This window comes from Kribbella pratensis, from assembly GCF_004366075.1.
Classification (GTDB): Bacteria; Actinomycetota; Actinomycetes; order Propionibacteriales; family Kribbellaceae; genus Kribbella; species Kribbella pratensis.
The window spans coordinates 41,563-62,059 of sequence record NZ_SODU01000001.1 but is presented as its reverse complement, the minus strand read 5'-3'; the positions used below and the strand labels follow the sequence as shown (position 1 = coordinate 62,059).

General features: G+C 67.7%; 25 protein-coding genes. 11 read left to right on the top strand and 14 right to left on the bottom strand.

Annotation, left to right across the window (positions count from 1 at the left end):
• Window positions 1-93: 93 nt before the first annotated feature.
• Genes EV137_RS00305 through EV137_RS00295 form a run of 3 tightly spaced genes read right to left on the bottom strand, consistent with a single transcriptional unit; the run spans window position 94 to window position 1,590 of the window.
• Window positions 94-678, bottom strand: a complete 585-nt coding sequence (locus EV137_RS00305; protein ID WP_134125693.1) for a hypothetical protein — start codon at window positions 676-678, stop codon at window positions 94-96.
• Between the two features lie 5 nt (window positions 679-683).
• Window positions 684-1,031, bottom strand: coding sequence for a TraR/DksA family transcriptional regulator (locus EV137_RS00300; RefSeq protein WP_134005093.1), 348 nt, complete (start codon window positions 1,029-1,031; stop codon window positions 684-686).
• Between the two features lie 58 nt (window positions 1,032-1,089).
• On the bottom strand, window positions 1,090-1,590 hold the full coding sequence (locus tag EV137_RS00295; protein ID WP_134005095.1) for a DUF1360 domain-containing protein: 501 nt from the start codon (window positions 1,588-1,590) through the stop codon (window positions 1,090-1,092).
• Window positions 1,591-1,707: 117 nt separating this feature from the next.
• Here EV137_RS00295 and EV137_RS00290 point away from each other — a divergent pair, with 117 nt between their 5' ends.
• The 3 genes from EV137_RS00290 (at window position 1,708) to EV137_RS00280 (ending at window position 3,374) form a co-directional block, all read left to right on the top strand.
• Window positions 1,708-2,586 carry an SDR family oxidoreductase gene (locus tag EV137_RS00290; protein WP_134125691.1) on the top strand — a complete coding sequence of 293 codons (879 nt, stop codon included), beginning with the start codon at window positions 1,708-1,710 and terminating at the stop codon, window positions 2,584-2,586.
• A gap of 55 nt (window positions 2,587-2,641) precedes the next feature.
• A complete protein-coding gene (locus EV137_RS00285; protein WP_134125689.1) occupies window positions 2,642-3,055 on the top strand; it encodes a VOC family protein in 414 nt (137 codons plus the stop codon).
• 70 nt (window positions 3,056-3,125) lie between these two features.
• Window positions 3,126-3,374: a hypothetical protein gene (locus EV137_RS00280; RefSeq protein WP_134005104.1), complete on the top strand. Its 249-nt coding sequence runs from the start codon at window positions 3,126-3,128 to the stop codon at window positions 3,372-3,374.
• A gap of 45 nt (window positions 3,375-3,419) precedes the next feature.
• Here EV137_RS00280 and EV137_RS00275 read toward each other — a convergent pair whose 3' ends face one another.
• From EV137_RS00275 to EV137_RS00260, 4 genes are read right to left on the bottom strand one after another with little or no spacing between them, the layout of a single operon-like run.
• Window positions 3,420-3,782, bottom strand: a complete 363-nt coding sequence (locus EV137_RS00275; protein ID WP_134005106.1) for a hypothetical protein — start codon at window positions 3,780-3,782, stop codon at window positions 3,420-3,422.
• 29 nt (window positions 3,783-3,811) lie between these two features.
• Complete coding sequence (locus EV137_RS00270; RefSeq protein ID WP_166679740.1) at window positions 3,812-4,894, bottom strand: Gfo/Idh/MocA family protein; 1,083 nt, start codon at window positions 4,892-4,894, stop codon at window positions 3,812-3,814.
• Window positions 4,884-5,279, bottom strand: coding sequence for an SDR family NAD(P)-dependent oxidoreductase (locus EV137_RS00265; protein ID WP_134125685.1), 396 nt, complete (start codon window positions 5,277-5,279; stop codon window positions 4,884-4,886). The genes EV137_RS00270 and EV137_RS00265 overlap by 11 nt, the downstream gene beginning before the upstream one ends.
• A 42-nt stretch (window positions 5,280-5,321) precedes the next feature.
• Window positions 5,322-5,876, bottom strand: coding sequence for a hypothetical protein (locus EV137_RS00260; protein ID WP_134125683.1), 555 nt, complete (start codon window positions 5,874-5,876; stop codon window positions 5,322-5,324).
• Between the two features lie 155 nt (window positions 5,877-6,031).
• Between EV137_RS00260 and ppk2 the strand changes: the two genes are divergently transcribed.
• Window positions 6,032-6,835: a polyphosphate kinase 2 gene (gene ppk2, locus EV137_RS00255; protein ID WP_134005114.1), complete on the top strand. Its 804-nt coding sequence runs from the start codon at window positions 6,032-6,034 to the stop codon at window positions 6,833-6,835.
• 4 nt (window positions 6,836-6,839) lie between these two features.
• Here ppk2 and EV137_RS00250 read toward each other — a convergent pair whose 3' ends face one another.
• Both EV137_RS00250 and EV137_RS00245 read right to left on the bottom strand, forming a co-directional pair.
• A complete protein-coding gene (locus tag EV137_RS00250; protein ID WP_134005116.1) occupies window positions 6,840-7,127 on the bottom strand; it encodes a hypothetical protein in 288 nt (95 codons plus the stop codon).
• A 50-nt stretch (window positions 7,128-7,177) separates the two neighbouring features.
• Window positions 7,178-7,507: an ArsR/SmtB family transcription factor gene (locus tag EV137_RS00245; protein WP_134005118.1), complete on the bottom strand. Its 330-nt coding sequence runs from the start codon at window positions 7,505-7,507 to the stop codon at window positions 7,178-7,180.
• Window positions 7,508-7,595: 88 nt separating this feature from the next.
• Here EV137_RS00245 and EV137_RS00240 point away from each other — a divergent pair, with 88 nt between their 5' ends.
• The gene (locus EV137_RS00240; protein ID WP_134125681.1) at window positions 7,596-7,781 is read left to right on the top strand and encodes a hypothetical protein; all 186 of its coding nucleotides are present in this window, start codon (window positions 7,596-7,598) and stop codon (window positions 7,779-7,781) included.
• A gap of 49 nt (window positions 7,782-7,830) precedes the next feature.
• On the top strand, window positions 7,831-7,980 hold the full coding sequence (locus EV137_RS40350) for a DUF8834 family protein (protein ID WP_166679739.1): 150 nt from the start codon (window positions 7,831-7,833) through the stop codon (window positions 7,978-7,980).
• A 25-nt stretch (window positions 7,981-8,005) separates the two neighbouring features.
• Here the strand turns inward: EV137_RS40350 and EV137_RS00235 are convergent, their stop codons facing one another.
• Entirely contained in the window at window positions 8,006-8,554 is a 549-nt protein-coding gene (locus EV137_RS00235) for a polysaccharide deacetylase family protein (protein WP_238175000.1), read from the bottom strand.
• A gap of 282 nt (window positions 8,555-8,836) precedes the next feature.
• Complete coding sequence (locus EV137_RS00230; RefSeq protein ID WP_134125680.1) at window positions 8,837-9,646, bottom strand: aldo/keto reductase; 810 nt, start codon at window positions 9,644-9,646, stop codon at window positions 8,837-8,839.
• Between the two features lie 154 nt (window positions 9,647-9,800).
• Here EV137_RS00230 and EV137_RS00225 point away from each other — a divergent pair, with 154 nt between their 5' ends.
• The 3 genes from EV137_RS00225 (at window position 9,801) to EV137_RS00215 (ending at window position 12,364) form a co-directional block, all read left to right on the top strand.
• The gene (locus tag EV137_RS00225; protein WP_134125678.1) at window positions 9,801-10,796 is read left to right on the top strand and encodes an NADP-dependent oxidoreductase; all 996 of its coding nucleotides are present in this window, start codon (window positions 9,801-9,803) and stop codon (window positions 10,794-10,796) included.
• Window positions 10,797-10,823: 27 nt separating this feature from the next.
• On the top strand, window positions 10,824-11,669 hold the full coding sequence (locus tag EV137_RS00220) for an alpha/beta fold hydrolase (protein WP_134125676.1): 846 nt from the start codon (window positions 10,824-10,826) through the stop codon (window positions 11,667-11,669).
• Between the two features lie 92 nt (window positions 11,670-11,761).
• Window positions 11,762-12,364 carry a TetR/AcrR family transcriptional regulator gene (locus EV137_RS00215; RefSeq protein ID WP_134005129.1) on the top strand — a complete coding sequence of 201 codons (603 nt, stop codon included), beginning with the start codon at window positions 11,762-11,764 and terminating at the stop codon, window positions 12,362-12,364.
• 2 nt (window positions 12,365-12,366) lie between these two features.
• Here EV137_RS00215 and EV137_RS00210 read toward each other — a convergent pair whose 3' ends face one another.
• Entirely contained in the window at window positions 12,367-13,161 is a 795-nt protein-coding gene (locus EV137_RS00210; protein WP_134125674.1) for an ABC transporter permease, read from the bottom strand.
• Window positions 13,158-14,057: an ABC transporter ATP-binding protein gene (locus EV137_RS00205; protein WP_134005133.1), complete on the bottom strand. Its 900-nt coding sequence runs from the start codon at window positions 14,055-14,057 to the stop codon at window positions 13,158-13,160. The genes EV137_RS00210 and EV137_RS00205 overlap by 4 nt, the downstream gene beginning before the upstream one ends.
• Before the next feature lie 151 nt (window positions 14,058-14,208).
• Here EV137_RS00205 and EV137_RS00200 point away from each other — a divergent pair, with 151 nt between their 5' ends.
• Together EV137_RS00200 and EV137_RS00195 are read left to right on the top strand one after the other, a co-directional pair.
• Window positions 14,209-15,375 carry a sensor histidine kinase gene (locus EV137_RS00200; RefSeq protein WP_166679738.1) on the top strand — a complete coding sequence of 389 codons (1,167 nt, stop codon included), beginning with the start codon at window positions 14,209-14,211 and terminating at the stop codon, window positions 15,373-15,375.
• Complete coding sequence (locus EV137_RS00195; RefSeq protein WP_134125670.1) at window positions 15,372-16,034, top strand: response regulator; 663 nt, start codon at window positions 15,372-15,374, stop codon at window positions 16,032-16,034. Before EV137_RS00200 ends, EV137_RS00195 begins: the two co-directional genes overlap by 4 nt.
• A gap of 19 nt (window positions 16,035-16,053) precedes the next feature.
• Here EV137_RS00195 and EV137_RS00190 read toward each other — a convergent pair whose 3' ends face one another.
• Window positions 16,054-20,280: an nSTAND1 domain-containing NTPase gene (locus tag EV137_RS00190; protein ID WP_166679737.1), complete on the bottom strand. Its 4,227-nt coding sequence runs from the start codon at window positions 20,278-20,280 to the stop codon at window positions 16,054-16,056.
• Window positions 20,281-20,497: the final 217 nt, after the last annotated feature.

Sequence of the window (20,497 nt, the reverse complement as noted above, 5' to 3'; positions counted from 1 at the left end):
CCCTGATACTCACGCGGTTCCCACCGCCACGAGCAGGCATGCGCTTCGGAATTCGTCGCCTGCCGCAACCCCGGGGCCGCGCAACGCGCTGCTTCAGCCGCCGGCGTCGGACAAGAAGCGCCGCGGATCGCCGCCCGCGCTCGCCGCCGAGGACAGCCAGGCGTGCAAACCGTCCGGATCACGCCGTTCGAGCTCGTCGAGGCAGCGTTGGCGCGCCATCACCACGCGAAGGCGCGCCGCACTCGAGGTCGCACGGCGCAACTCGCCGTAGCTCTCGATCCATTGCCTGCACAGCTCAGCCGTACTGGCGGATGTCGGCGAGGGTCCTGACCTCGGGCTGTCCCAGCCGAGCCTCCGCGCGTACCACCCTATTGCCGCCGGGGAGCCGGCGGCCAGGAACGCCAGAACCACCAACGCCCCGAGATCGATGAAGACCGCAGCCGCCAGGGTTGCGATGACACCCAGGTACACAACGAGCACCAACGCCGCACTTCGTGTCGGTGAAGGTTTGCCGTCGTCGGTGACCAGCTTCCGCACCGAGGACGCCAGCCAGAGAACCACCGCCGGAAGCCCGAGGGCGATCCAGACCGCGAGCGGAAGAACGACGGCGCCGGCGGCAGCACCCAGTACGATCCAGAGGCCTGCGATCGCGCGCCAGATCCATCGATACGCCCCCATGGCCGCTAGTCCTGATGGCTTGGCTGGGAGCGCTCGCACGGCAGGCACAGCCTGATCGTCGGGATCGCTATCAGCCGGTAGCTCGGGATTGCCTGCCCGCAGAGTTCGCAGACTCCGAAGGTGTTCCGGGAGAGGCGGAAGAGTGCGGCGTCGATCTCCGCCAACGCCCGCCGCGCGCCGGCCGTCAACGCGGCTCGGACCTCGCCGAGAGCCGTTGAACACGGCGCCTCGGCCTGGTACGACAAGCTGATGAGTTGCTCCAGCCTGAACTGCCGCTCCTGCTCGAGTTCCCGACGGAACCACTCCAGGTCGAGAGAGCGCTTGCCAATCGGTACCTGATCCGAAACGACCATCGGCCCTATCTCCTCATCGTGCAGGACGCACACCGGCAGGTACCCAGGCCGGATCAGGTCAATTCGCAGACCGCTGCAGCCGCGCGTAGAGGAGTTGCAGGAAGTCGGAACCGGCGGTCGCGGTGAGCGCCGAAGCCGCCACGCGGGTGACGCGTGGTGCGAAGAGGAAACCGATGCTGAACGCTGTCGCGACCCAGATCGCCAGGCAGAACGGGCAGGTCACCAGCTCCCCGACGGCATGCTGAAGCGACCCTTCGGAGCGCACCTCCTCCATGACCTCGGCCGGTCCGCCGGGTTCGCGATACCGGGTGAACGGCATCCGCAGCGGGCTGGTGACCGCATCCTTGCTGACCAGCCGCGCGAGTTTGTGGGTGCCTGCCGTCATCAGCAGCAGGTCGTACGGCGAGATCCGCCGGCCGTTCGTCCCTCGGACCGCGGCGACCGCCCCCGCGATACCCACCAGAGCGCCGAACAGCGTCATCAGCACCGCATAACCACCCAGCGGCCGGTCGGCTCCTTGCCGGTACTCCTCAGCCTCCGAACGGACAGTTCCTGACATCGTGGTCACCTCAAGTCGTGGACGCCCGGCCGGTACCCGTGGGTCCGGCGCAGAAACGCGCGTATCGATGTCTGGCGGCGGGTACTGCGAGGGCTACGCAACGACGAAAGGCACGCGATGAGCAGCGATCCGAGGACCAGGTACGCCGGACCTGAGCAGCAAGAGCCGCAGAAGCAAGAGCATCCCGGGCATGGCGGCGCGATGACGCCTGAGCCCGACTACGGCGAGAAGACCTATCGCGGCAGCGGGAAACTCGCCGGCAAGCGGGCGCTGATCACCGGCGGCGACTCCGGCATCGGGCGCGCCGTCGCACTCGCGTTCGCGCGGGAGGGCGCGGACGTGATGATCTCGCACCTCGAAGCCGAGGAACCGGACGCCGGCGAGACCTGCCGGCTGGTCCGCGAGTCGGGGTCGACGGCGGCCGCACTCGCCGGCGACATTCAGGATGAGCAGCACTGCAAGCGACTCGTGGAGCACTGCGTGGAGGAACTCGGCGGACTCGACATCCTCGTCAACAACGCGGCGTACCAGATGTCGCGTGAAGGGATCGCGGACATCTCCACCGAGCAGTTCGACCGGGTGCTGAAGACCAATGTCTACGCGATGTTCTGGCTGTGCAAGGCAGCGCTCCCCCATCTGTCGGAGGGGTCGTCGATCATCAACACGACGTCGATCCAGGCGTACGAGCCGTCGCCGAATCTGCTCGATTACGCGACCAGTAAAGCCGCGATCCTCAACTTCACCAAGGGACTTGCGCAGGAGCTGGCACCGAAAGGCATCCGGGTGAACGCGGTCGCTCCGGGGCCGGTCTGGACGCCCCTCATTCCGGCGACCCTGCCCGCCGACAAGGTCGGTGAATTCGGCGCCGACACACCACTCGGACGAGCCGGCCAACCTGCCGAACTGGCACCGCTGTACGTGTTCCTCGCCTCGGACGACTCGACGTACGTCACCGGCGAACGAATCGGCGCCACCGGCGGCCGCCCGCTCCCCTGACGTTCGTCAGGCAAACCGCCGATTGCAGGCATACCGCCGAGGGCACCGGAGCGGTATGCCGACTACAACTGAACGCCCTGAAGAGGTCGGGGACCTCCGCCTGGCGACCGTCTGCGTGAACGCCACCGACATGGATCGCGCCGCCGACTTCTGGTCCGCGGCGCTCGGGTACGAGCGACCCGCACGGATCGGCGCCGACGACCAGTTCGCCAGGCTCGAGGATCCAGCAGGGACGGGGCCCGCGGTGCTCCTGCAGCGGGCACAGGACATCCCCTCCGTGCCGACGCCCGTACATCTCGACCTGTATACCTCGGACCGCGATGGCCACATCGAGCGCCTCCTCAAGCTCGGCGCCATGCGGGCGGAGGACTGGCCGTACCCCGAGCGCCACGACTTCGTCGTGCTGCGTGACACCGAGGGCAACGAGTTCTGCGTGATCGCGGTCCCATCGCCCAACGGCCAGTCCTGAGGGGGCCTGCCGGTTTTCTGGGGTGTTCCGCGGGTACCGGATCATTTTCCGCGAGTGATCGGAGCGTTCGATGTCGATCTGGCAGCGGTTCAAGCGCTGGCGCCTGTCCCACACGATCAACGAGGCCGACGCGCCGGCCGACGACACCACCGCGATGACGCGGGCCACGGGCGGAAACCCCGACCACGGTACGCCGACCACGACGGGCACCGGCACCAACGCCGAGTTCGTCGGTCGCGTCGCCGGCGACGACACCGACGCCGAGGAGACCGGGGCCGAGCGGCGGGCGGAGCATCGCGCGCACCCTGCCGACGGGTGACCTGTCGGCCTGGGCTGTTATTGCCGGCTTGCTATTGCCGGCTTGTTATTGCTGGTGGTCGCGTCGTTCGGCTTCGGCGTCGCGTTCCTCGTCCGGTGTGGTTCGTTGGGTCAGGTCGATGCGACGGGTCCGCATCAGGTAGAGGGTTCCGCCTCCGACCAGGGCGACGACGACCACCACGGCCACCACCACCCAGATCGCACCGTCGTAGTCACTCGGGCTGGAGTCCGACGCGCCCGGCGGCTGGGGTCGGCTGGAATTGGTCGAGCCCAGGGTCGGAGACGGTGTCGGAGCGACCGCCACTTGCACGGTCGTGTCCTGTGCGTGCGCAACCGCAGGGGCCGAGGCAACGAACGCGAGGCCCAGCACCGCGGTTCCGGCCAACAATCGCCACGCTGCGCTGATCATCCATTCCCGGTGCCCTGACCCCCACCCCATCATTCCCCGTAGTCCGGCACCTGGACCTCCGCGCCGCCCCGCAGGGCCGATTGATGGGCGCAGATCCCGGGCGCCGTCCAGGTCGCGGCGGTCCGGGCGTCGACCCGCGGAGTCCGGGCCTCGACAATGCTCGACACGAACTCGTGGACAAGGTGCGGGTGCGATCCGCCGTGACCGCCGTCGGTGAACGGCCTGAGTGCCTCGGGCAGCAACTCCGTCGCTCCGCCGGGCCGTACGTCGACCTCCGTCACTGGACGTCCACGGCGACCGTCCGCGAGCGGCTCGAGTTTGAACTGCTTCATCGGCCCGCCCTCGAGCTGCGGCCACTCCAGCGCGCCCTCGTCGCCGTACACCGAGAAACCCTCGAGATAGCTGCGGCCGAGCTGGAAGAACGACATCGTGACGTTGGCGACCAAGTCGTCACCCGCCAGCTTGAACAGCCCGGCCTCGGTCCCGAACCCCTCCCCCGCAACGCCGATGCGATCAGGCGTCAGCCGGCTGGAGCCCAGGCAGCGCACCGACTCGACCCGCGTGTTCGCCAGCGCCAATGCGGGCGAGAGGGCGTGCGTGACGTAGTGCATCGGCGGGTAACCCAGCCAGTACTCCGGATACCCGTCGAGGTTCTGCAGGTGGTCGCCCTTGAAATACGTGAGCCGGCCGAGCTTCCCGGTCTCCAGCAACTCCTTGGCGTGGAAGTACTCGCGGGAGTAGACCGCGGTCTCCATCATCATGTAGTTGCGCCGGGCATCGTCCTGCGCCGCGATCAGCGCATCGAGGTCCTCCAGGGTGGTTGCCATCGGCACCGCCGACGCACAGTGCCGCCCGGACCTCAGCACCTCCTGGACCTGCGCGGCATGGAACCGCACCGGCGTCAGCAGGTGTACGGCGTCCCACCCGGGAGCGGACAGCGCGTCCTCGAGCGACGCGAAGCGCACCGTGATCCCGAGCCGGTCCGCGACAGACGCGGTACGGGTGGGATCGGCATCGACGACCGCGACCCGGCCGACCTCGGGGTGCGCCTGGTAGATCGGGACGAACGCGGCGCCGAAACCGAGGCCGACGACGATCACGTCAACACTCATCGGACCGGCACCTCCCGCCCAGCGCTTGAGGCGGGTCATCCGTTGCGCCAGCGGGATGGTCGTAGGCGGGATCCGGGGGGACGCCGGTCAGTTCCGCGGTGCGCTCCCACAGGCGCGCACGCAGCTTCTGATCCTGTGCCCGTGGATCGATCCGGGCCGGGCCCACCCCACCGAAGAACTCGCCGAACTTCTGCGGCCCGTAGTAGTCGCCGCCCTGCACGTCGGGTGCGGTCGCCTCCCGGATGTCCGCCGCGGCCTTTCGCACCGAATCCAGGCACGCCGCGAGCACCGTCGCGGCGCGCAGGCCCAGGCCCGAGTTCGCGCCAGTGATCACGACGGTGCGCCCGCCCTGGTCGTTGATGTCAGCGTCGGACCAAGCTCCCATGAGCCAGCATGCTAGCCCTGACCGGCTTGGTTTCCATCGAGGTCACCGCAGCCAGGGGTACTTGCGGACGAAGTCGAGGCCGCTCCACCACTTGCCGAAGCCCCAGACGTTGCCAGCCGCAACCAGCGCCAGGACAACGACCGTGACAGCGCCGACGATGTGGTCGTCCAGGACCGGGTTGTTCTCCGGCGGCAGATTCGCCGACCACATCAGCAGATACAGCATCGCGCCACTGATGGCCGCGATCCGCATCCCGATGCCCAGCGTCAACGCCACACCGATACCGGCCAGACCGATCATGAACAACGGGCTGACCCACCAGTCACCAACCAGCGACTGATAGAAGTCCGCCAACGGGCCACTGGTTCCCTTACCCAGGAACCCCGCCGTCGGGTCGCCGCCGTCGATCCAGCCCTTACCCGACGGGGTCGCGTAACCGAAACCGAAGACCTTGTCGACGAACGCCCACAAGAACGACAGCCCGACAACAACCCGCAGTACGGCCAGCGCACGCCCGGCCGCAGTAGTGATGATCGGATGGCGAACGGGCTCCGTCGCGGGAGTGTGTAGATCGCGCCGGTGCAGCGTGGTGGTCATGATGTATCTTCCCTTCCCTTGAACTTCTGACACCTCGATCGTCTGCTCCCGTCGTCCCGCCGGGCAGAGTCGTTGTCACCTCAGTGAGAGAGGCGAAAGACCCGTCTGCGGCGTGACCGCTGTGTTCTTGGCGGCGGATGCGGCATCGTTCTGGGATGGGCGCTACGAAGCGATTGCCGAAGAAGCGGTACGAGCGCGAGCTGTTGCGGCTGCAGGCCGAGCTGGTCAAGCTGCAGGAATGGGTACGGGTCGAGAAGGCCCGGGTCGTGGTGATCTTCGAGGGCCGTGACGCAGCCGGCAAGGGCAGCACGATCAAACGCGTCACGGAGTACCTCAATCCCCGCGTCGCCCGGATCGCCGCCCTGCCCGCACCGACCGAGCGCCAGCGAACGCAGTGGTACTTCCAGCGGTACGTCGAACACCTGCCGGCCGCCGGCGAGATCGTCCTGTTCGACCGCAGCTGGTACAACCGCGCCGGCGTCGAACGCGTGATGGGATTCTGCACCAACCAGGAGTACGCACGGTTCCTGCACCAGTGCCCGATCTTCGAACGGCTGCTCGTCGAGGACGGCGTACTGCTGCGCAAATACTGGTTCTCGGTCAGCGACAGCGAACAGGAGCACCGCTTCCGCAGCCGTGTCGAGGACCCGATGCGCCGCTGGAAACTCTCACCGATGGACCTGGAGTCGATCACCCGTTGGGAGGACTACTCCCGCGCGAAGGACGAGATGTTCGTCCACACCGACATCCCCGAGGCGCCCTGGTACGTCGTCGAGAGCGAGGACAAACGCTCCGCCCGGATCAACATGATCGCCCACCTGCTGTCGACCGTCCCCTACCACGAGGTCCAGCGACCGCCCCTCGAGCTCCCACCCCGCCCACCCTCCAAAGGCTACGAACGCCCACCCCGCGACATGCAAACCCAAGTCCCCGACCACGCCGCCCAACTCCGCAACTGAGAGGTCAGAAGATGTAGAAGCCGGTGACGGCGGTGGGGAGGATGCCAAGGGCCAGCCAGGGCGAGAAGGGGGTGCGCTGGTGGATGAGGCGCATGCCGGCGACTGTCAGCAGGCCGATCACGCCTGACATGAGCCACAGCCCGATCCCGCGGCCGCGCTCGGTGTCGGCGAAGCCGATGCTGTAGACGGCGAGCGACACCGTCGGGACGCTGCCGACGTGGAACAGGATGACCGAGGCGACCCATTTCTGGACGGTCTCGATCTTCATCGGGCGGGGCTGGCGCCGCTTCATAGGTCGTTCCCTGCGTCGGAGAGGTTGATGAAGGTCAGACATGTTCGAGGTCACCGGTCCGCACGCAGGCCGTCCAGCAGCTCGACCTGGTCCGACAGAACCGACGTCAGGATGCGCCTGGCCACCGCGAGCAATTCGGCCACCTGCGGACTGGTCAACGCGTAGTACACCTGCGAACCCTCGCGACGGGCCGTCACCAGGCCCGCGCGGCGCAGCACGGCCAACTGCTGGGACAGGTTCGACGCCTCGAGGCCGATCTCCGGCAGGAGCTCGCTGACCGCCATCTCGCGTTCGCTCAACAGCTCCAGCAGCCGGATACGCGCCGGATGCCCCAGTGTCTTGAAGAACTCCGCCTTCAACTGGTGCAACGGTGTCGTCATCCTCCGCCCTCCACTCGCTCCCTACCTTGCAAATTCATGCGATCACGAATTGAAGAATTCTGCAACTCGTGCATAAGGTAGGTCCATCATGGACACGTTCACCGCGGAACTGCACCAGCGGATCACCTCCGCCCGGGAACAACTCCGCACTGCCCAGGACACCGGAGACCTTGACGCCGAGCGCATCTACTCCGGCGAACTCGACAGCCTCCTGCGCCAAGCTCTCGAGAACGGCATCACCGTTCCATCGGAGGGCACCGGCCAGCACGCCTGAACGACCGACACCGTCTGGGGGGACATTGGAGACCGCCGCTCTCTACGAAGTGACCTACACCGTGCCCGACCGCGCCGCACCCACCCGGACCGTGACGGACGCCGCCGGCGTCACCGAACTCGTCCGCCAGGCCGCGACCTCCGGATCGCGGGTGCATATTCGCCCGCTCCCCGAGGACGAGCAACCTCGACCAACCTGAGTCACGCCGCGGCAGGATACGGACGTCAGCAGGACAGGGTGGCGAAGGTGTAGCCGCGGGCCGACAGGGTCGTCAGGACCTGGTCCAGGGCGGCGACCGTCTGGGCTCGGTTCCCGCCACCGTCGTGCATGAGGATGATCGCGCCGGGGTGCGCGCCGGCCAGCGCGCGCCGCACGATCGTCGACGTACCCGGTCGCGCCCAGTCCTGCGGATCGACGTCCCACAAGACCTGCTGCATGCCGTTGCGCCGGATCTCGGCACGGACCGCGGCGTTCGTCGCGCCGTACGGCGGGCGGAAGCACTTCGAGCGGACGCCGTCGGCGATCTGGTGGTGCAACTGGGCGGGCGAGAGCTTGGGCAACTGCGGGTGCGACACCGAGTGATTCCCGATGGTGTTGCCGGCTGAGCGGACCTGGTCGACCAGGTCGGGGTGCTCGTTCGCGTGTTCGGCGAGCATGAAGAACGTGCCGTGCGCGTTGTGCGCCTGAAGTACGGCGAGCACCTCGGGCGTCCAGTGCGGGTCCGGGCCGTCATCGAACGTCAGGTAGACGACCTTCCCGCCCGCCTGCTTCACCGGCCCGGCGGACGGCGCGTGGGAGGGCGTCGCCGAAGGTGACGCTGCCGGTTTCACAGGAGTGGTCGCAGCGGCACGCGGTGCCGTCTCGGATGCGTTAGCCGGCCGGCCCTCACTCGCGAATGCGGTGTGCAGGCAAGCCATCGCCACTGCCGCACCAAGCGCGAGCCCGATCGGCAACCCGAACCTGCTCCCCATCCCGTCCCCCGAATCTCCGCACCGACATCGTCCTGGTCACCACCATCGACGCTGCCGCCCACCGGAAAGTTCGGTTCGCGGAGGTCAGGTGAGGTCGGCGGCGTAGGCCGTTGCCAGGGGCTCGTCCCACGGCTCGGATTCTGCGGCGAGGGAGTCGAGGACAGTTTCCGGTCGGGTCGCGCCGGAAACGACGGACAGCACGGGCGACGACGCCAGCAGGGCACGTAGGTACAGGCGTTGCAGCGAGACGCCACGTTCGTCGGCGAGCGCGGCGAGATGTGGCGACGGAGCCGCGGACGCGGGCCGAAGGGGCGAGTAGGCGAAGAACGGGACCTCGTTGGCCTCGCACCACGCAAGCACGTCGAGCGACTCGCGTCCGATGGCGCTGTGATGATTCTGTACGGCGTCGACACGCGCGACCGCGGCCGCCCGCTCGAGGTCGGCGACGCTGACGTTCGACAGGCCGACCCGGGCCACCTTGCCTTCGTCGCGCAGCTCCGCGAGAGCCGAAACGCCCTCTTCCACAGGCTGTTCGGCGAGATCGACGCGATGGAGGTAGTAGAGATCGAGTCGCTCGCGCCCGAACACCCGAAGGCTCGTCTCGACGTCGGACCGGATCCGGCGCGCGCTGATGTCGGCATCCCAGGTTGACTCGCCGGTTCGCGAATGACCACCTTTGGTCCCGACGATCACGCCCGTACCCCGAGCTGCCTCGGCGGCCAGCTCCTCGCCGTACAACGGCGCGTCGACGCGCGCGTATGCACGCGCGGTGTCGAGGATCGCCGTACCCGCAGCGATTCCGGCCCGGATCGTCGCGAGATCGGCGGAGCGATCCCTGGGCGCGAACGAGAACCCGGCAACGCCGAGGGCCACCCGCCCGACAAGTTCCTTCATCAACGCCTCCCGCCGACGACGCTACACGTCCACTCGCCGGGGGTTCTGTCTTGTCTTCCGAGGCTCGCTTGACAATTTAACTGAGTGCACTCATTATTGAGGCAACTCAGGTTATTCGATCTGAGCAAGTCGTCGGAACTAGAAGGAAGTCGCCGTGCGCGCGTTCGTCGTGAAGCAGTACAAGGGGCCGGTTCAGCAAGCGGACGTCCCCGAGCCCGTGGTCGGGGAGCACGACGTACTCGTGCAGGTCCGGGCCGCCGGGCTCAACATGCTCGACGAGAAGATCCGGGCGGGCGAGTTCAGGCGGATCCTCCCGTACAAGCTGCCGCTGATCCTCGGTAACGACGTCGCCGGAACGGTGCTCGGCGTCGGTGCGAAGGTGCGGGGATTCAGGCTGGGCGACGAGGTCTATGCCCGGCCCGGCAAGGACCGCATCGGAACATTCGCCGAGCGGATCGCGGTCGCCGAGGCCGACCTGGCGCTCAAGCCCGCCTCGGTCAGCCTCGAGGAAGCCGCCTCGCTACCACTGGTGGCTCTGACCGCATGGCAGGCACTCGTCGAGCGGGGCAACCTGCAGCCGGGTCAACGGGTCCTGATCCACGCCGGCTCCGGCGGAGTCGGGACCGTCGCGATCCAGCTCGCCAAGTACCTCGGCGCAACGGTCGCCACCACGGTGAGCGCCGGCAACGCCGACTTCGTGCGCGAGCTCGGGGCGGACTTCGTCATCGACTACCGCAGCCAGGACTTCGAACAGCTCGTCGAAGGGTACGACCTGGTGCTGGACAGCCTCGGCGGCAAGAACCTCGAGAAGTCGCTCCGCGTGCTGCGTCCGGGCGGCAAAGCGATCGGGATCGCAGGACCGCCTGATGCGGCGTTCGGCCGCGAGGTCGGCGCGAACCCGGTGCTGCGGCTGGCGATGGCCGCGCTCAGCAGCCGCATCCGGCGCCAGGCACGGCGCCTCGGCGTGACGTACGAGTTCCTCTTCATGCGCGCCAGCGGCGACCAGCTTCGCCAGATCACGGCCCTCGTCGACAGCGGCGTACTGCGCCCCGTCGTCGGACGGGTCTTCGACTTCGACCAGACCGTGCAGGCCGTGCAGTCCCTGCACAAGGCCGGCATCCGCGGCAAAGCCGTCATCAGCCTGCCCTGACAAACCCTACGAACCAGGAGAACCATCATGAGTACCGTCATCACCGCCTACAAGGACGCGCCGACCCGCACGGTCGACGCCGGCGGCGTCACCTACGCCTACCGCGAGCTCGGGCCGGAGGGCGGCATCCCTGTCGTCTTCTTCGTCCACCTCGCCGCCACCCTCGACAACTGGGATCCCCGGATCATCGACCCGATCGCCGCGGAGCACCACGTCATCGCCTTCGACAACCGTGGCGTCGGCGCCTCCACCGGCCGCGTTCCCGACAGCATCGAGGCCATGGCCGACGACGCCTACACCTTCGTCAAGGCGCTCGGCCTCGACAAGATCGACATCTTCTCCTTCTCCCTCGGCGGCATGATCGCCCAGGCCCTCGTGGTGAAACACCCCGAGCTCGTCCGCAAGCTCGTCCTCACCGGCACCGGCCCCGCGGGCGGCAAGGACATCGACAAGGTCGCCGGCATCACGTACTACGACATCCTCAGAGCGACTCTGACCCGCTCGGACCCCAAGGAGTTCCTGTTCTTCAACCGCAACGCCACCGGCAAGCCCGCCGCCCGCGCGTTCGTCAACCGGCTCAAGGAGCGCACTGCCGACCGCGACGCGGAGATGAAGGTCACGGCGTTCCAGACGCAGCTGAAGGCGATCAAGAGGTGGGGACGCTCCGCCCCCGCCGACCTGTCCATGATCACCCAGCCCACCCTGATCGCCAACGGCGACAACGACCGCATGGTGCCCTCGGTGCTGTCGGAGGACCTGCACCGGCGTATCAAGGACTCGGAACTGGTCATCTACCCCGACTCCGGCCACGGCGGCATCTTCCAGTACCACGAGCAATTCGCCCCGGTCGCCGTCGAGTTCCTCGCCCGCTGACCAGTGGCTGCTCTTGCGCCCGTGGAAGAATGAGCGCCGGCACATTCGAGTCCACACAGCCGGAGCCCACGCAGCAGATAAGGAAGGCAGCCATGCCACTCGCCTCCCAACGAGTCGGACGGCGCGAGCGGAACAAGCAGGAGAAGCTCGACCGCATCACCGCCGCCGCCCGGGAGCTCTTCGCCGAGCGCGGAGTCGACGAGGTCACCACCCAGGAGATCGCCGACAAGGCCGACATCGGCGCCGGCACGCTCTTCCTCTACGCCAAGACCAAGGGCGAACTCCTCCTGCTCGTGCAGAACTCGTCGTACGCCGACGCGCTCGCCGAAGGTACGTCGGCTGCCGGGAGCATCCCCGACGTACTCGACGCGGTGATGGCGATCGTCCGCCCGGTCGTGGAATGCAACCGCAAGCAGATCGACAACGGGCGGACCTACCTGCGCGAGATCGTCTTCGGCGACCCCGAGGAGCCCCACCACCGCACCGCCCTCGGCCTTACCGTCCAGACCGAGCAGGCGATCGCCGACGTGCTCCAGCGAGACGGGCGCAGCAGCGCCGCCGACGCCGCAACGCTCGCCCACATCGTGTCCGCGATCATGTTCGTCAGCATGGCGGCAACGATCAACATCGCCAAGCCGGTCGACGACGTCGTCCAGGAGATCAAAACCCAGGTCCAGGTTCTGCTGCCGAGGTGATGTCAGGCTGACTTGACCTCGCGGCGGAGGAGCCGCACGAGGCCGAGGGCGAGTGGCAGGAGTACCCAGATGGCGCCGGAGACTGCGATGTGGGCCCAGTCGCCGGCCTGGAACGTCCGCTGGTCGAAGGCCGGCGCCATGGCGGTGTTGACGTCGAGCCAGGGCGCGACCTTCTCGAGGCTGCCGACCATCGAGAAGAGCACCGTCCAGGCGATCGGGATCACGTAGTAGAGCACGATGGCGGCGGCGGTGTTCATCAGCAACATGCCGAAGGCGAAGCCCTGAACGATGCCGATCAGTTGTACGGCGAAGAAGTCGCGGACGTTGGCGGCGCCAATGTTCCAGCTACCGGCGCCGTCCATGAACGCCATCCCGGCGAGGTTGCTCAAGGCTGCCACACCGAGTGCCACGACCACCGCGAGCAGGCCGACCAGGACCACAGCGACCAGTTTCGCGACGGCGATCCGGATCCGGCTGGGCTCGAGGGTGAAGGTGACCAGGCCGGTGCGCTGGCTCCACTCGGCGGTGACCGCGAGGATGCCGAGCACCGGGAGCAAGATGCTCTGCGGGGTCGCCGTCGCACCGACGAGGTTCATGAAGGTCAGCTGGTCCGGATCGGCGACGAACAGGAACACGACGATCACGGCGACCGTGATGAGACCGATCGCGGTGAGCAGCCAGAAGCCGGCCCGGGTGTCGACCAGTTTGCGCAGTTCGGCCCGCAGCAGGCGGCTGAACGGTACGGATGCCACCCTCGGATCCGGTGACAGTTCGAGGTGGTGGGTCGCGGTAGTCATGCGATGACCTTCTCTCGTGCGTCGTCGGCGGTGAGCTGCAAGAACATTTCCTCGAGTCCGGAACCGTCCGCGCCTCGCAGCTCGGTGACGGCCACGCCATGCCGTGCGGCGGCCGCGGCGATCTGCTCGCGGGGGGCATCCACGACGTACGCGCCGTCGGGCTCGAGCTGGTACACGAACCCGGCGGCGTCCAGGCAGCGCGCCAGCGCATCCGGGTCCAGGCCGCGGACGAGCGTGCCCGCGGCGTTCAGCAGGTCGGCCTTGTTGCCATCAGCAACGATGACGCCGCGACCGATGACGACCAGGTGGTCGGCGATGACCTCGATCTCGTGCAGGAGATGTGAGGACAGCAGGACGGTTCCACCCTGGTCCGCGAAGCCTCTCAGCAGCCCGCGCATCCAATGGATGCCGGCGGGGTCGAGCCCGTTGGCCGGCTCGTCCAGGATCAGCACCTGCGGGTCGCCGAGCAGCGCGTGCGCGATGCCGAGACGTTGCCGCATGCCGAGCGAGTAGTTGCCGACCCGGCGGTTGCCCTCGTCGGCGGACAGCCCGACGATCTCGAGCATCTCGTCGACCCGTTGGGGGCGAAGGCCCATGACGATGGCGCCGAGGCGAAGGATCTCGCGCCCGGTCCGCCCGGTGTGCTGCGCGGACGCGTCCAGGAGAACCCCGACGTGCCGCCCCGGGTTGGGAAGTTCGGCGTACGGGACGCCGAGGATGGTGCTGCGACCCGCCGACGGCGGGGTGAGCCCCGTCATCATGCGCATCGTGGTCGACTTGCCTGCCCCGTTGGGACCGAGGAAGCCGGTGACGGATCCGGGCTGCGCCCGGAAGGACACGCGGTCCACGGATTGGTGCGCTCCGTACCGCTTACTGAGTTCTTCGACTGTGATCATGTGGTCGAGCCTGGGCCCCCGCACCGGCCCGGCACATCAGCCGCAATGCCATGACCTCGAACCACGGGACAGAGCTGAACAGACCACGGTAGGGGTCCGGCCGAACCGTGGTCTCTGCCCGGAACGGCAGACCTCCCGTACCGTGAGCAAGGTGGACGCCATTCAAGCCGCGCCACCACCTCCGCTGAGCCACTGGCAGTCGACGTGGCGCTACCTCTTCGCCATCGTCACCGGCGCCGGCTTCTGGATCACGAGCTACTACAACACGTACGCCGGACAGATCGGTGCGCTCTGGGCCATCGACCTGCTGCTCGGAGTAGTCAGCGTGGTCCTGATGCGCCGGCGACGTACCAACCCGTTCCTCGTTGCCATGATCGTCAACATCTTCGGATCCTTCTCCACGGCCGCGTCGGGGGCTGTCGTCGTCACCACGGTGTCCCTGGCGACGCGCCGGCGCTGGCGCGAGATCGTACCGGTCGCGGTCGTGGGCTTCGCCGCGTCGGTCGTCTTCTTCGAAACCCATCCCGGCGCGGAGGACTCGCTGCTCTTCTCGCTGTTGTTCACGGTCGTCTTCGTGAGTGCCGTGATCGCTCCCGGCATGTACGTCGGTGCTCGCCGCGACCTGCTGTCCACGCTGCGGGAGCGAGCGGATCGTGCCGAACGCGAGCAGGGCCTGCGAGTCGAGCAGGCGCAGGTCACCGAGCGGGCAAGGATCGCCCGCGAAATGCACGACGCCCTGGCGCATCGCCTGTCGCTGGTGGCATTGCATGCGGGTGCACTGGAGTACTGCCGAAATCTGAGCGATGCCGAGGTGGCCGAGGCAGCCGCAATCACCCGCAAGAGCGCCCACCTCGCGCTTCAGGACCTGCACGCGATCCTCGGCGTACTGCGAACCCTCGAAACCGACGCACCACCGGAGCGTCCGCAACCGACGCTGGCCGACCTTCCGGCACTGGTCCAGGAGGCGATCGGATCAGGCACGAAGGTCCGGTTGCACAACCGGGTCGACAACCTGGCGGAACCGCCCGAGGCGATCGGGCGCGGGGCCTACCGGATGATCCAGGAGAGTCTGACGAACGCCCGCAAACACGCACCGGACACAGCAGTCGACGTCACCCTCAGCGGCCACGCGGGCGGGCAACTGGTGCTCGAGGTACGCAACCCGCTGCGACTCGGCTCCGCCGTGAGCTTGACGCCCGGATCCGGTCTCGGCCTGCTCGGACTGACCGAACGCGCCGAGCTGATCGGCGGCCGCCTCGAGCACCTGAAACTGGACGGGCACTTCGTGGTCCGCGCCTGGTTGCCGTGGCCGGCATGAGCACCGCCGTCCGTGTGGTGATCATCGACGACGACGCGCTCGTGCGCGCGGCACTCGCCATGATCCTGCGCGACGACGCGACGATCGAACTGGCCGGGGAGGCGGACGACGGCCAGACCGGGCTCGACCTCATCGCGCGGGTCACGCCCGACGTCGTCCTGATGGACATCCGTATGCCGCGACTCGACGGGCTCGAGGCTCTCGCTCAGCTGATGGACCGGCCCGCACCGCCCAAAGTGATCGTGCTGACGACCTTCGACGCCGACGACTACGTTCTGCGCGCCCTTCGCGGCGGGGCCAGCGGCTTCCTCCTCAAACACACCCCGCCGGCGGCCATCGTCGAGGCGGTACACAAGGTCGCCGCCGGCGAACACATGCTCTCCCCCACCGTGACCGCCCAATTGATCGCCCGCCTCGGCGCGGATGAGCCAGAAGCCCAGCACGTCCTCGACGCGCGGTCACTGGCCGGCACACTCACCTCCCGCGAACGGGAGGTAGCCATCGCGGTCGGCCAAGGCAAGGTCAACGCACAGATCGCCGAAGAGCTCTACCTGAGCATGGCCACCGTCAAAGCGCACGTCTCGCGCATCATGGTCAAACTCCAAGCCACCAACCGCGTCCAGATCGCCAACCGCATCCACGACGCAGGCCTCACCTGACCGAGTGCGGGCACGCCCCTCACGGACACGTCTTCTCGTAGGGACGGTTGCCGAACGCCTGTGCCCATTCGGCGGCGGTCAGGTTGCGGCCGGCCATGGCGCAGGCGTGGGCGATGGTCTGGTTGATGCGCGTGTCCCATTGGTATGTCTTGCCGTCGTACGCCGCGATCGTGACTATATCGCTGCCACCACCCGTGAAAGTCGCGTGAACTGCGACTGGCTTGCCTTCGGTGGTGGCGGCGACAGTACCGAGGAGGTCGAGGGTGTGGGCGTCCCACAGGCTGACGGTGCCATCCGCGGCTCCGGACACGATGCGTGTGCCATCTGGTGAGAAGCGGATGCTGATGCCTTCGTCGGTGTGTCCGGTCGCCGCTGCGCGTTTGACCTCGCCCGACCGGGTGTCGATGGTGAGTACCGCGCCGTCGGCTCCGGTGACTGCGATCAGTCGCCCGTCGGGCGAGTACGTGGTGGAGTTGAGGCGAACGGGAAGACCTCCGCCCCGAATGTCCGCGCCGGTCGCCGCTCGGACGATTCGCCAGTTCTCCCTGGAGACTCCGTTGTCGTCCTTGAAAAGCGCCGCCGTCTCACCGTCCTTCGACGACGCCACGCAGCAGTCTGTGGTGAAGGTGTACGTCGCCCCCAAGGGTGACAGCTCCGGGTCGAAGTAGGCGGTGCCCTCCGTCTTGCTGGTAACGATGCGCTTGCCATGGTCGATGTAACCGACCGCGGACACGGGGATGTCCTGTTCCTTGCGGATCTTGCCGGTCCGGGCGTCGATGATCTTGATCGTCTCGAGGTCGTGGACGATCAACTCCTGTCCGTTCGGGTGCCACGCCGCCGGTGTCCGTGAGACTGGCTGCAGTTCGATGTCGAGACGGGTGGGTGTCGTCATCGTGCCCGTGGTCGCATCGGCGATCCGCACCCAGGACGACTTGCCATCTCGCCACAGGTAGGCGGTTTTCTGTCCGTTGTCGGAGGCAAGGACGTGGAGGTACTGGCGCGGCGGAACGGCCTGCGTCGAGCGAAGGTACGGCCGCTGCCCGCCGAGATCGTAGATACGCAGGATGCCGTCGTCCCCGCCGGTATACAGCCTCCGCGCGTCCGGGCTGAAGGCGACGGCCCACGACGCTTCGGTCGTCTTGAGACGAAGGCGTGGGACGCCACTGGCGACCTCCCAGATGACAACCTCTCCGCCGGACTGAGCCGTAGCCAGCAGCTTGCCGTCGCCGGAGAATGCCATGTCGCGAGGTGGATCGGTCTGGCTACGCAGCACCCTGAGGGTCTTCCCCGTACGCGCGTTCACCAAGGTCGTCGTCGTCCTGTCGCTCCGATCGGGGCCAGGATGCTGAAATGCCAGCAGGTCGCCACGCTTGGTGAGGGCCGCGGTGGGGGGACCGATAGCGGTGTCGAAGTACGGCCCACCAAGGAGATCTGGCCGTTGCCACAGCCGCTTGCCGGTGGTTACGTCGTAGGCGGTAAGCGGCCATTGGCCGTAGATTGTGTGGCCGTCCGGGCTGAGAACGACGCTTTGGGAGGCAGTGGTAAGCGGCACCTTGTGCGGTGGCCGACCAAGTGCGCGGAGATCCCAGACCAGACCGAATGCGTCGGAGTAGTAGGACGCTCCATAAACGCCGGCAGCAAGGTAGCGACCGTCCGCACTGAAGGTCAGGCTGTCGAAGCGCAGCTCGTCCATCTGCGGAAGAATGGGCTGTGGCGTCACGGGCTCCAAAGTTTGGGCGCTCAACAGAACGAGTGGCCATCGAGGATCAAGTGTTTCCTCAGCACTCCCAGCAAGCGCCGCGACCAAGCGGCCGTCCGGACTGAACCTCGCTTTGGTGAAGATATCTGCGTGCTCGTCCGCCACCACTGGACCAAAGCTGTACGAGTAGAGAACATCCCCTGATCGCGCGTCGTACAGGTGGATCGTCACGTTGTTGTCGCCGGAAACGATCCGGTGTCCATCGGGAGAGACCTCAAGGAAGTCGATCAGGCCCAGCGGGGCGGGCGCAGACCGAACCAGGAGCGGGCGCGCGTTCATCGCGGCCACCAGGTTGGCTCGTGTCTCCGGCGAGTCGTTGAGGCGGACGCCCTGGGTCGCGAGCAGGAGCGACTGGCTGATGTCCTCGGTCAGCAGCGCGCGAGCGCCGACCTGGCGGGCCAGTTCACTCGTTGCGGCCTGTTCTGCGCGGTCTGCCTGACGGACGGCGACCAGCCCCGCGGTCAGCGCGCCGACCAGCAGAAACGCGCCCGCGACGAGGGCGGCGCGGAGTCGTCGGTTGATCCTGAGTTGCAGGCGAGCTTGGCTCTCGGCCTTGTGCAGTTCCGTCTCGGACAATCGCTTGCTTGCGGCAAGGAACTCTTCCTCGGCCAGAGTCAGAGTCGGCGTCGTACGGTTTTGCCAGTCCAATGCCTTGGCGAGGCGGACGCCGCGGTATAGCTCGCTCCCGGGTCGGCCCAGGTTGTTCCAGGCGTCGGCGGCACCGGCGAGGTGGTGCAGGATGCGCCGGCCTTCCACATCTTCCTCGAGCCACCCGCGCAGTCGCGGCCAGGCGCGGACGAGCGATTCGTGGGCGAGCTCGACCACCCCGGCGTCGCTGGTGACCAGACGTGCGGCCACCAGCCTGTCGATCATCACGTTGTCCTCGGGACGGACCACGACGACCCTGCGCGGCAAGCGGCTGCGGACCGGGTCGCCGTCCGGACCGGGCGCGACCAGGCGCAGGAACAGGTCGCGCAGGACCTGGCGTTGGTCCGCCGGGATCCGCTCGTGGACTTCTTCGGCGGACTGAGCGACGGCGCCACGGATCCCACCGGAGGCGTTGTAGCCGGCGACGGTGAGTGTGCGTCCTTCGCGGCGCTGCCAGGTCTCGCGCAGGGCGTGCGACATCAGCGGGAGCGCGCCCGGCTGGTCGGCCACCTCGTTGGTCAGCAGATCAACCAGTCCCGGTTCGATCACCAGCGATGCCAGCCGAGCGGGCTCTTCGATCGCTGCCCGTAGGTCAGGCGGCGTCATGCCGGGCAACAGGTGGAGCCCTCGCTCGACGATCCGGGCGAAACCCGGGTGCGAGGAGACGTCGGCGAGCCGATCGGCACGCATCGACATGATCACCGGCGCCGCTGCCCGGTGCGCGCTGAGTGCGGTCAGGAAGCGGGCGCGCTCATCGGCGTCCTGGCACAGCGAGAAGACCTCTTCGCACTGATCAACGAGCAGCACTGGCGAAGAACCCGCACCAGGCATCGCGGCAGCCATCGCAGCCAGTGGATGCGGTCCCGGGGTCATCACCACGACCCGCAAGCCGTCGCGTTGCAACGCTGCCGCGACCCCGGCCCGCACCAAGGAGGACTTACCGCAGCCGGACGGTCCGACGACGGCCACGACGGACTCTTCGGACAGCTTGTGGAGACAGGCCGCGATATCGGCGTCGCGTCCGAAGAAGCCGTCCGCGTCGTCCACGTCGTACGGCTTCAGTCCCGGATAGGGGCAGACCGGGCTCGGCTCCGGCAGGACACTCTCCGCCACCAGCGACGGGTCCTGCTGGAGGATCGCCTGCTCCAGGGCGTCGATGGCGGGGTTGGGGTCCAGGCCGAGGTCGCGATTCAGCACGGTGCGCAGTCGGCGGATCGTTCGCAACGCCTCACTCTGGCGGCCGGACTGGTACTGCGCGGTCGCCAGCAGAATCCAGCGACGTTCACGCAGTGGCTCCTCGGCGACCAGCGCCTCCGCCTTGGCCAGCACGTTGTCGTGCCGGCCCGATCGCAGCGCCGCCTCGACGTACAGCTCCTCGGCGGCGTGCCGCAGCTCGATAAGTCGCGATGCCTCGATCCGAGCCGTGTCCCAGCTGTCCAGCTCGGTCAGCGGCGGACCCCGCCACAGGGTCAACGCGTCGGCGAGCACCAGCGCGGACCGTTCCGGTTCGCCGGCCGCCAGCAGGTCCCTGGCGCGAGCAACGGCGCGATCGAAACGCTGCGCATCGATCTCGTCGAGCGGTACGGCGAGCCGGTAGCCGAGCGGCACCGTCTCGATCGCGTGAGGTCCGAGGACCTTGCGCAGGCGCATCACGCACCCCTGGACCACCTTCGGCCACGACGCCGGCAATACCTCCCCCCACAAGGCGTCGGCCAGTCGCTCGGCGCTGACGACCTCACCAGGGTGCACGGCCAGAGCGGCAACCACGACGCGGTCACGTCGTCCGAGTGTCTTCTGATCCCCCTCGATCGAGAGCGGGCCGAGCACGTCGATACCCACCTCTCGACTGTCGACCTCGCCTGGCAGCGCGTCAACAGCCGCGATACCGCCGTGATACCGGGCCGAGCCGCCGTGATACCTGCCCGAGCGAGAACGGGAGCACCGAGCATCCGGCGTACCAGGACCACCAGCACCGGCGGCCCCGCCAGATGCGAGGACAGGAGAACGGAACATGTCCGAGGGAATCAGGAATCACAGAACCTCAGCATTCGCGGTA

What these genes read in the sequence shown, in the direction of transcription:
- EV137_RS00205 (WP_134005133.1), bottom strand. Translation starts at nt 14,057, where the DNA reads ATGATCACAGTCGAAGAACTCAGTAAGCGGTACGGAGCGCACCAATCC.
- EV137_RS00265 (WP_134125685.1), bottom strand. Translation starts at nt 5,279, where the DNA reads ATGGGAGCTTGGTCCGACGCTGACATCAACGACCAGGGCGGGCGCACC.
- EV137_RS00285 (WP_134125689.1), top strand. Translation starts at nt 2,642, where the DNA reads ATGCCGACTACAACTGAACGCCCTGAAGAGGTCGGGGACCTCCGCCTG.
- EV137_RS00230 (WP_134125680.1), bottom strand. Translation starts at nt 9,646, where the DNA reads ATGAAGGAACTTGTCGGGCGGGTGGCCCTCGGCGTTGCCGGGTTCTCG.
- EV137_RS00195 (WP_134125670.1), top strand. Translation starts at nt 15,372, where the DNA reads ATGAGCACCGCCGTCCGTGTGGTGATCATCGACGACGACGCGCTCGTG.
- EV137_RS00275 (WP_134005106.1), bottom strand. Translation starts at nt 3,782, where the DNA reads ATGATCAGCGCAGCGTGGCGATTGTTGGCCGGAACCGCGGTGCTGGGC.
- EV137_RS00240 (WP_134125681.1), top strand. Translation starts at nt 7,596, where the DNA reads ATGGACACGTTCACCGCGGAACTGCACCAGCGGATCACCTCCGCCCGG.
- EV137_RS00210 (WP_134125674.1), bottom strand. Translation starts at nt 13,161, where the DNA reads ATGACTACCGCGACCCACCACCTCGAACTGTCACCGGATCCGAGGGTG.
- EV137_RS00215 (WP_134005129.1), top strand. Translation starts at nt 11,762, where the DNA reads ATGCCACTCGCCTCCCAACGAGTCGGACGGCGCGAGCGGAACAAGCAG.
- EV137_RS00270 (WP_166679740.1), bottom strand. Translation starts at nt 4,894, where the DNA reads ATGAGTGTTGACGTGATCGTCGTCGGCCTCGGTTTCGGCGCCGCGTTC.
- EV137_RS00245 (WP_134005118.1), bottom strand. Translation starts at nt 7,507, where the DNA reads ATGACGACACCGTTGCACCAGTTGAAGGCGGAGTTCTTCAAGACACTG.
- EV137_RS00295 (WP_134005095.1), bottom strand. Translation starts at nt 1,590, where the DNA reads ATGTCAGGAACTGTCCGTTCGGAGGCTGAGGAGTACCGGCAAGGAGCC.
- EV137_RS00300 (WP_134005093.1), bottom strand. Translation starts at nt 1,031, where the DNA reads ATGGTCGTTTCGGATCAGGTACCGATTGGCAAGCGCTCTCTCGACCTG.
- EV137_RS00305 (WP_134125693.1), bottom strand. Translation starts at nt 678, where the DNA reads ATGGGGGCGTATCGATGGATCTGGCGCGCGATCGCAGGCCTCTGGATC.
- EV137_RS00290 (WP_134125691.1), top strand. Translation starts at nt 1,708, where the DNA reads ATGAGCAGCGATCCGAGGACCAGGTACGCCGGACCTGAGCAGCAAGAG.
- EV137_RS00280 (WP_134005104.1), top strand. Translation starts at nt 3,126, where the DNA reads ATGTCGATCTGGCAGCGGTTCAAGCGCTGGCGCCTGTCCCACACGATC.
- ppk2 (WP_134005114.1), top strand. Translation starts at nt 6,032, where the DNA reads ATGGGCGCTACGAAGCGATTGCCGAAGAAGCGGTACGAGCGCGAGCTG.
- EV137_RS00260 (WP_134125683.1), bottom strand. Translation starts at nt 5,876, where the DNA reads ATGACCACCACGCTGCACCGGCGCGATCTACACACTCCCGCGACGGAG.
- EV137_RS00250 (WP_134005116.1), bottom strand. Translation starts at nt 7,127, where the DNA reads ATGAAGCGGCGCCAGCCCCGCCCGATGAAGATCGAGACCGTCCAGAAA.
- EV137_RS00220 (WP_134125676.1), top strand. Translation starts at nt 10,824, where the DNA reads ATGAGTACCGTCATCACCGCCTACAAGGACGCGCCGACCCGCACGGTC.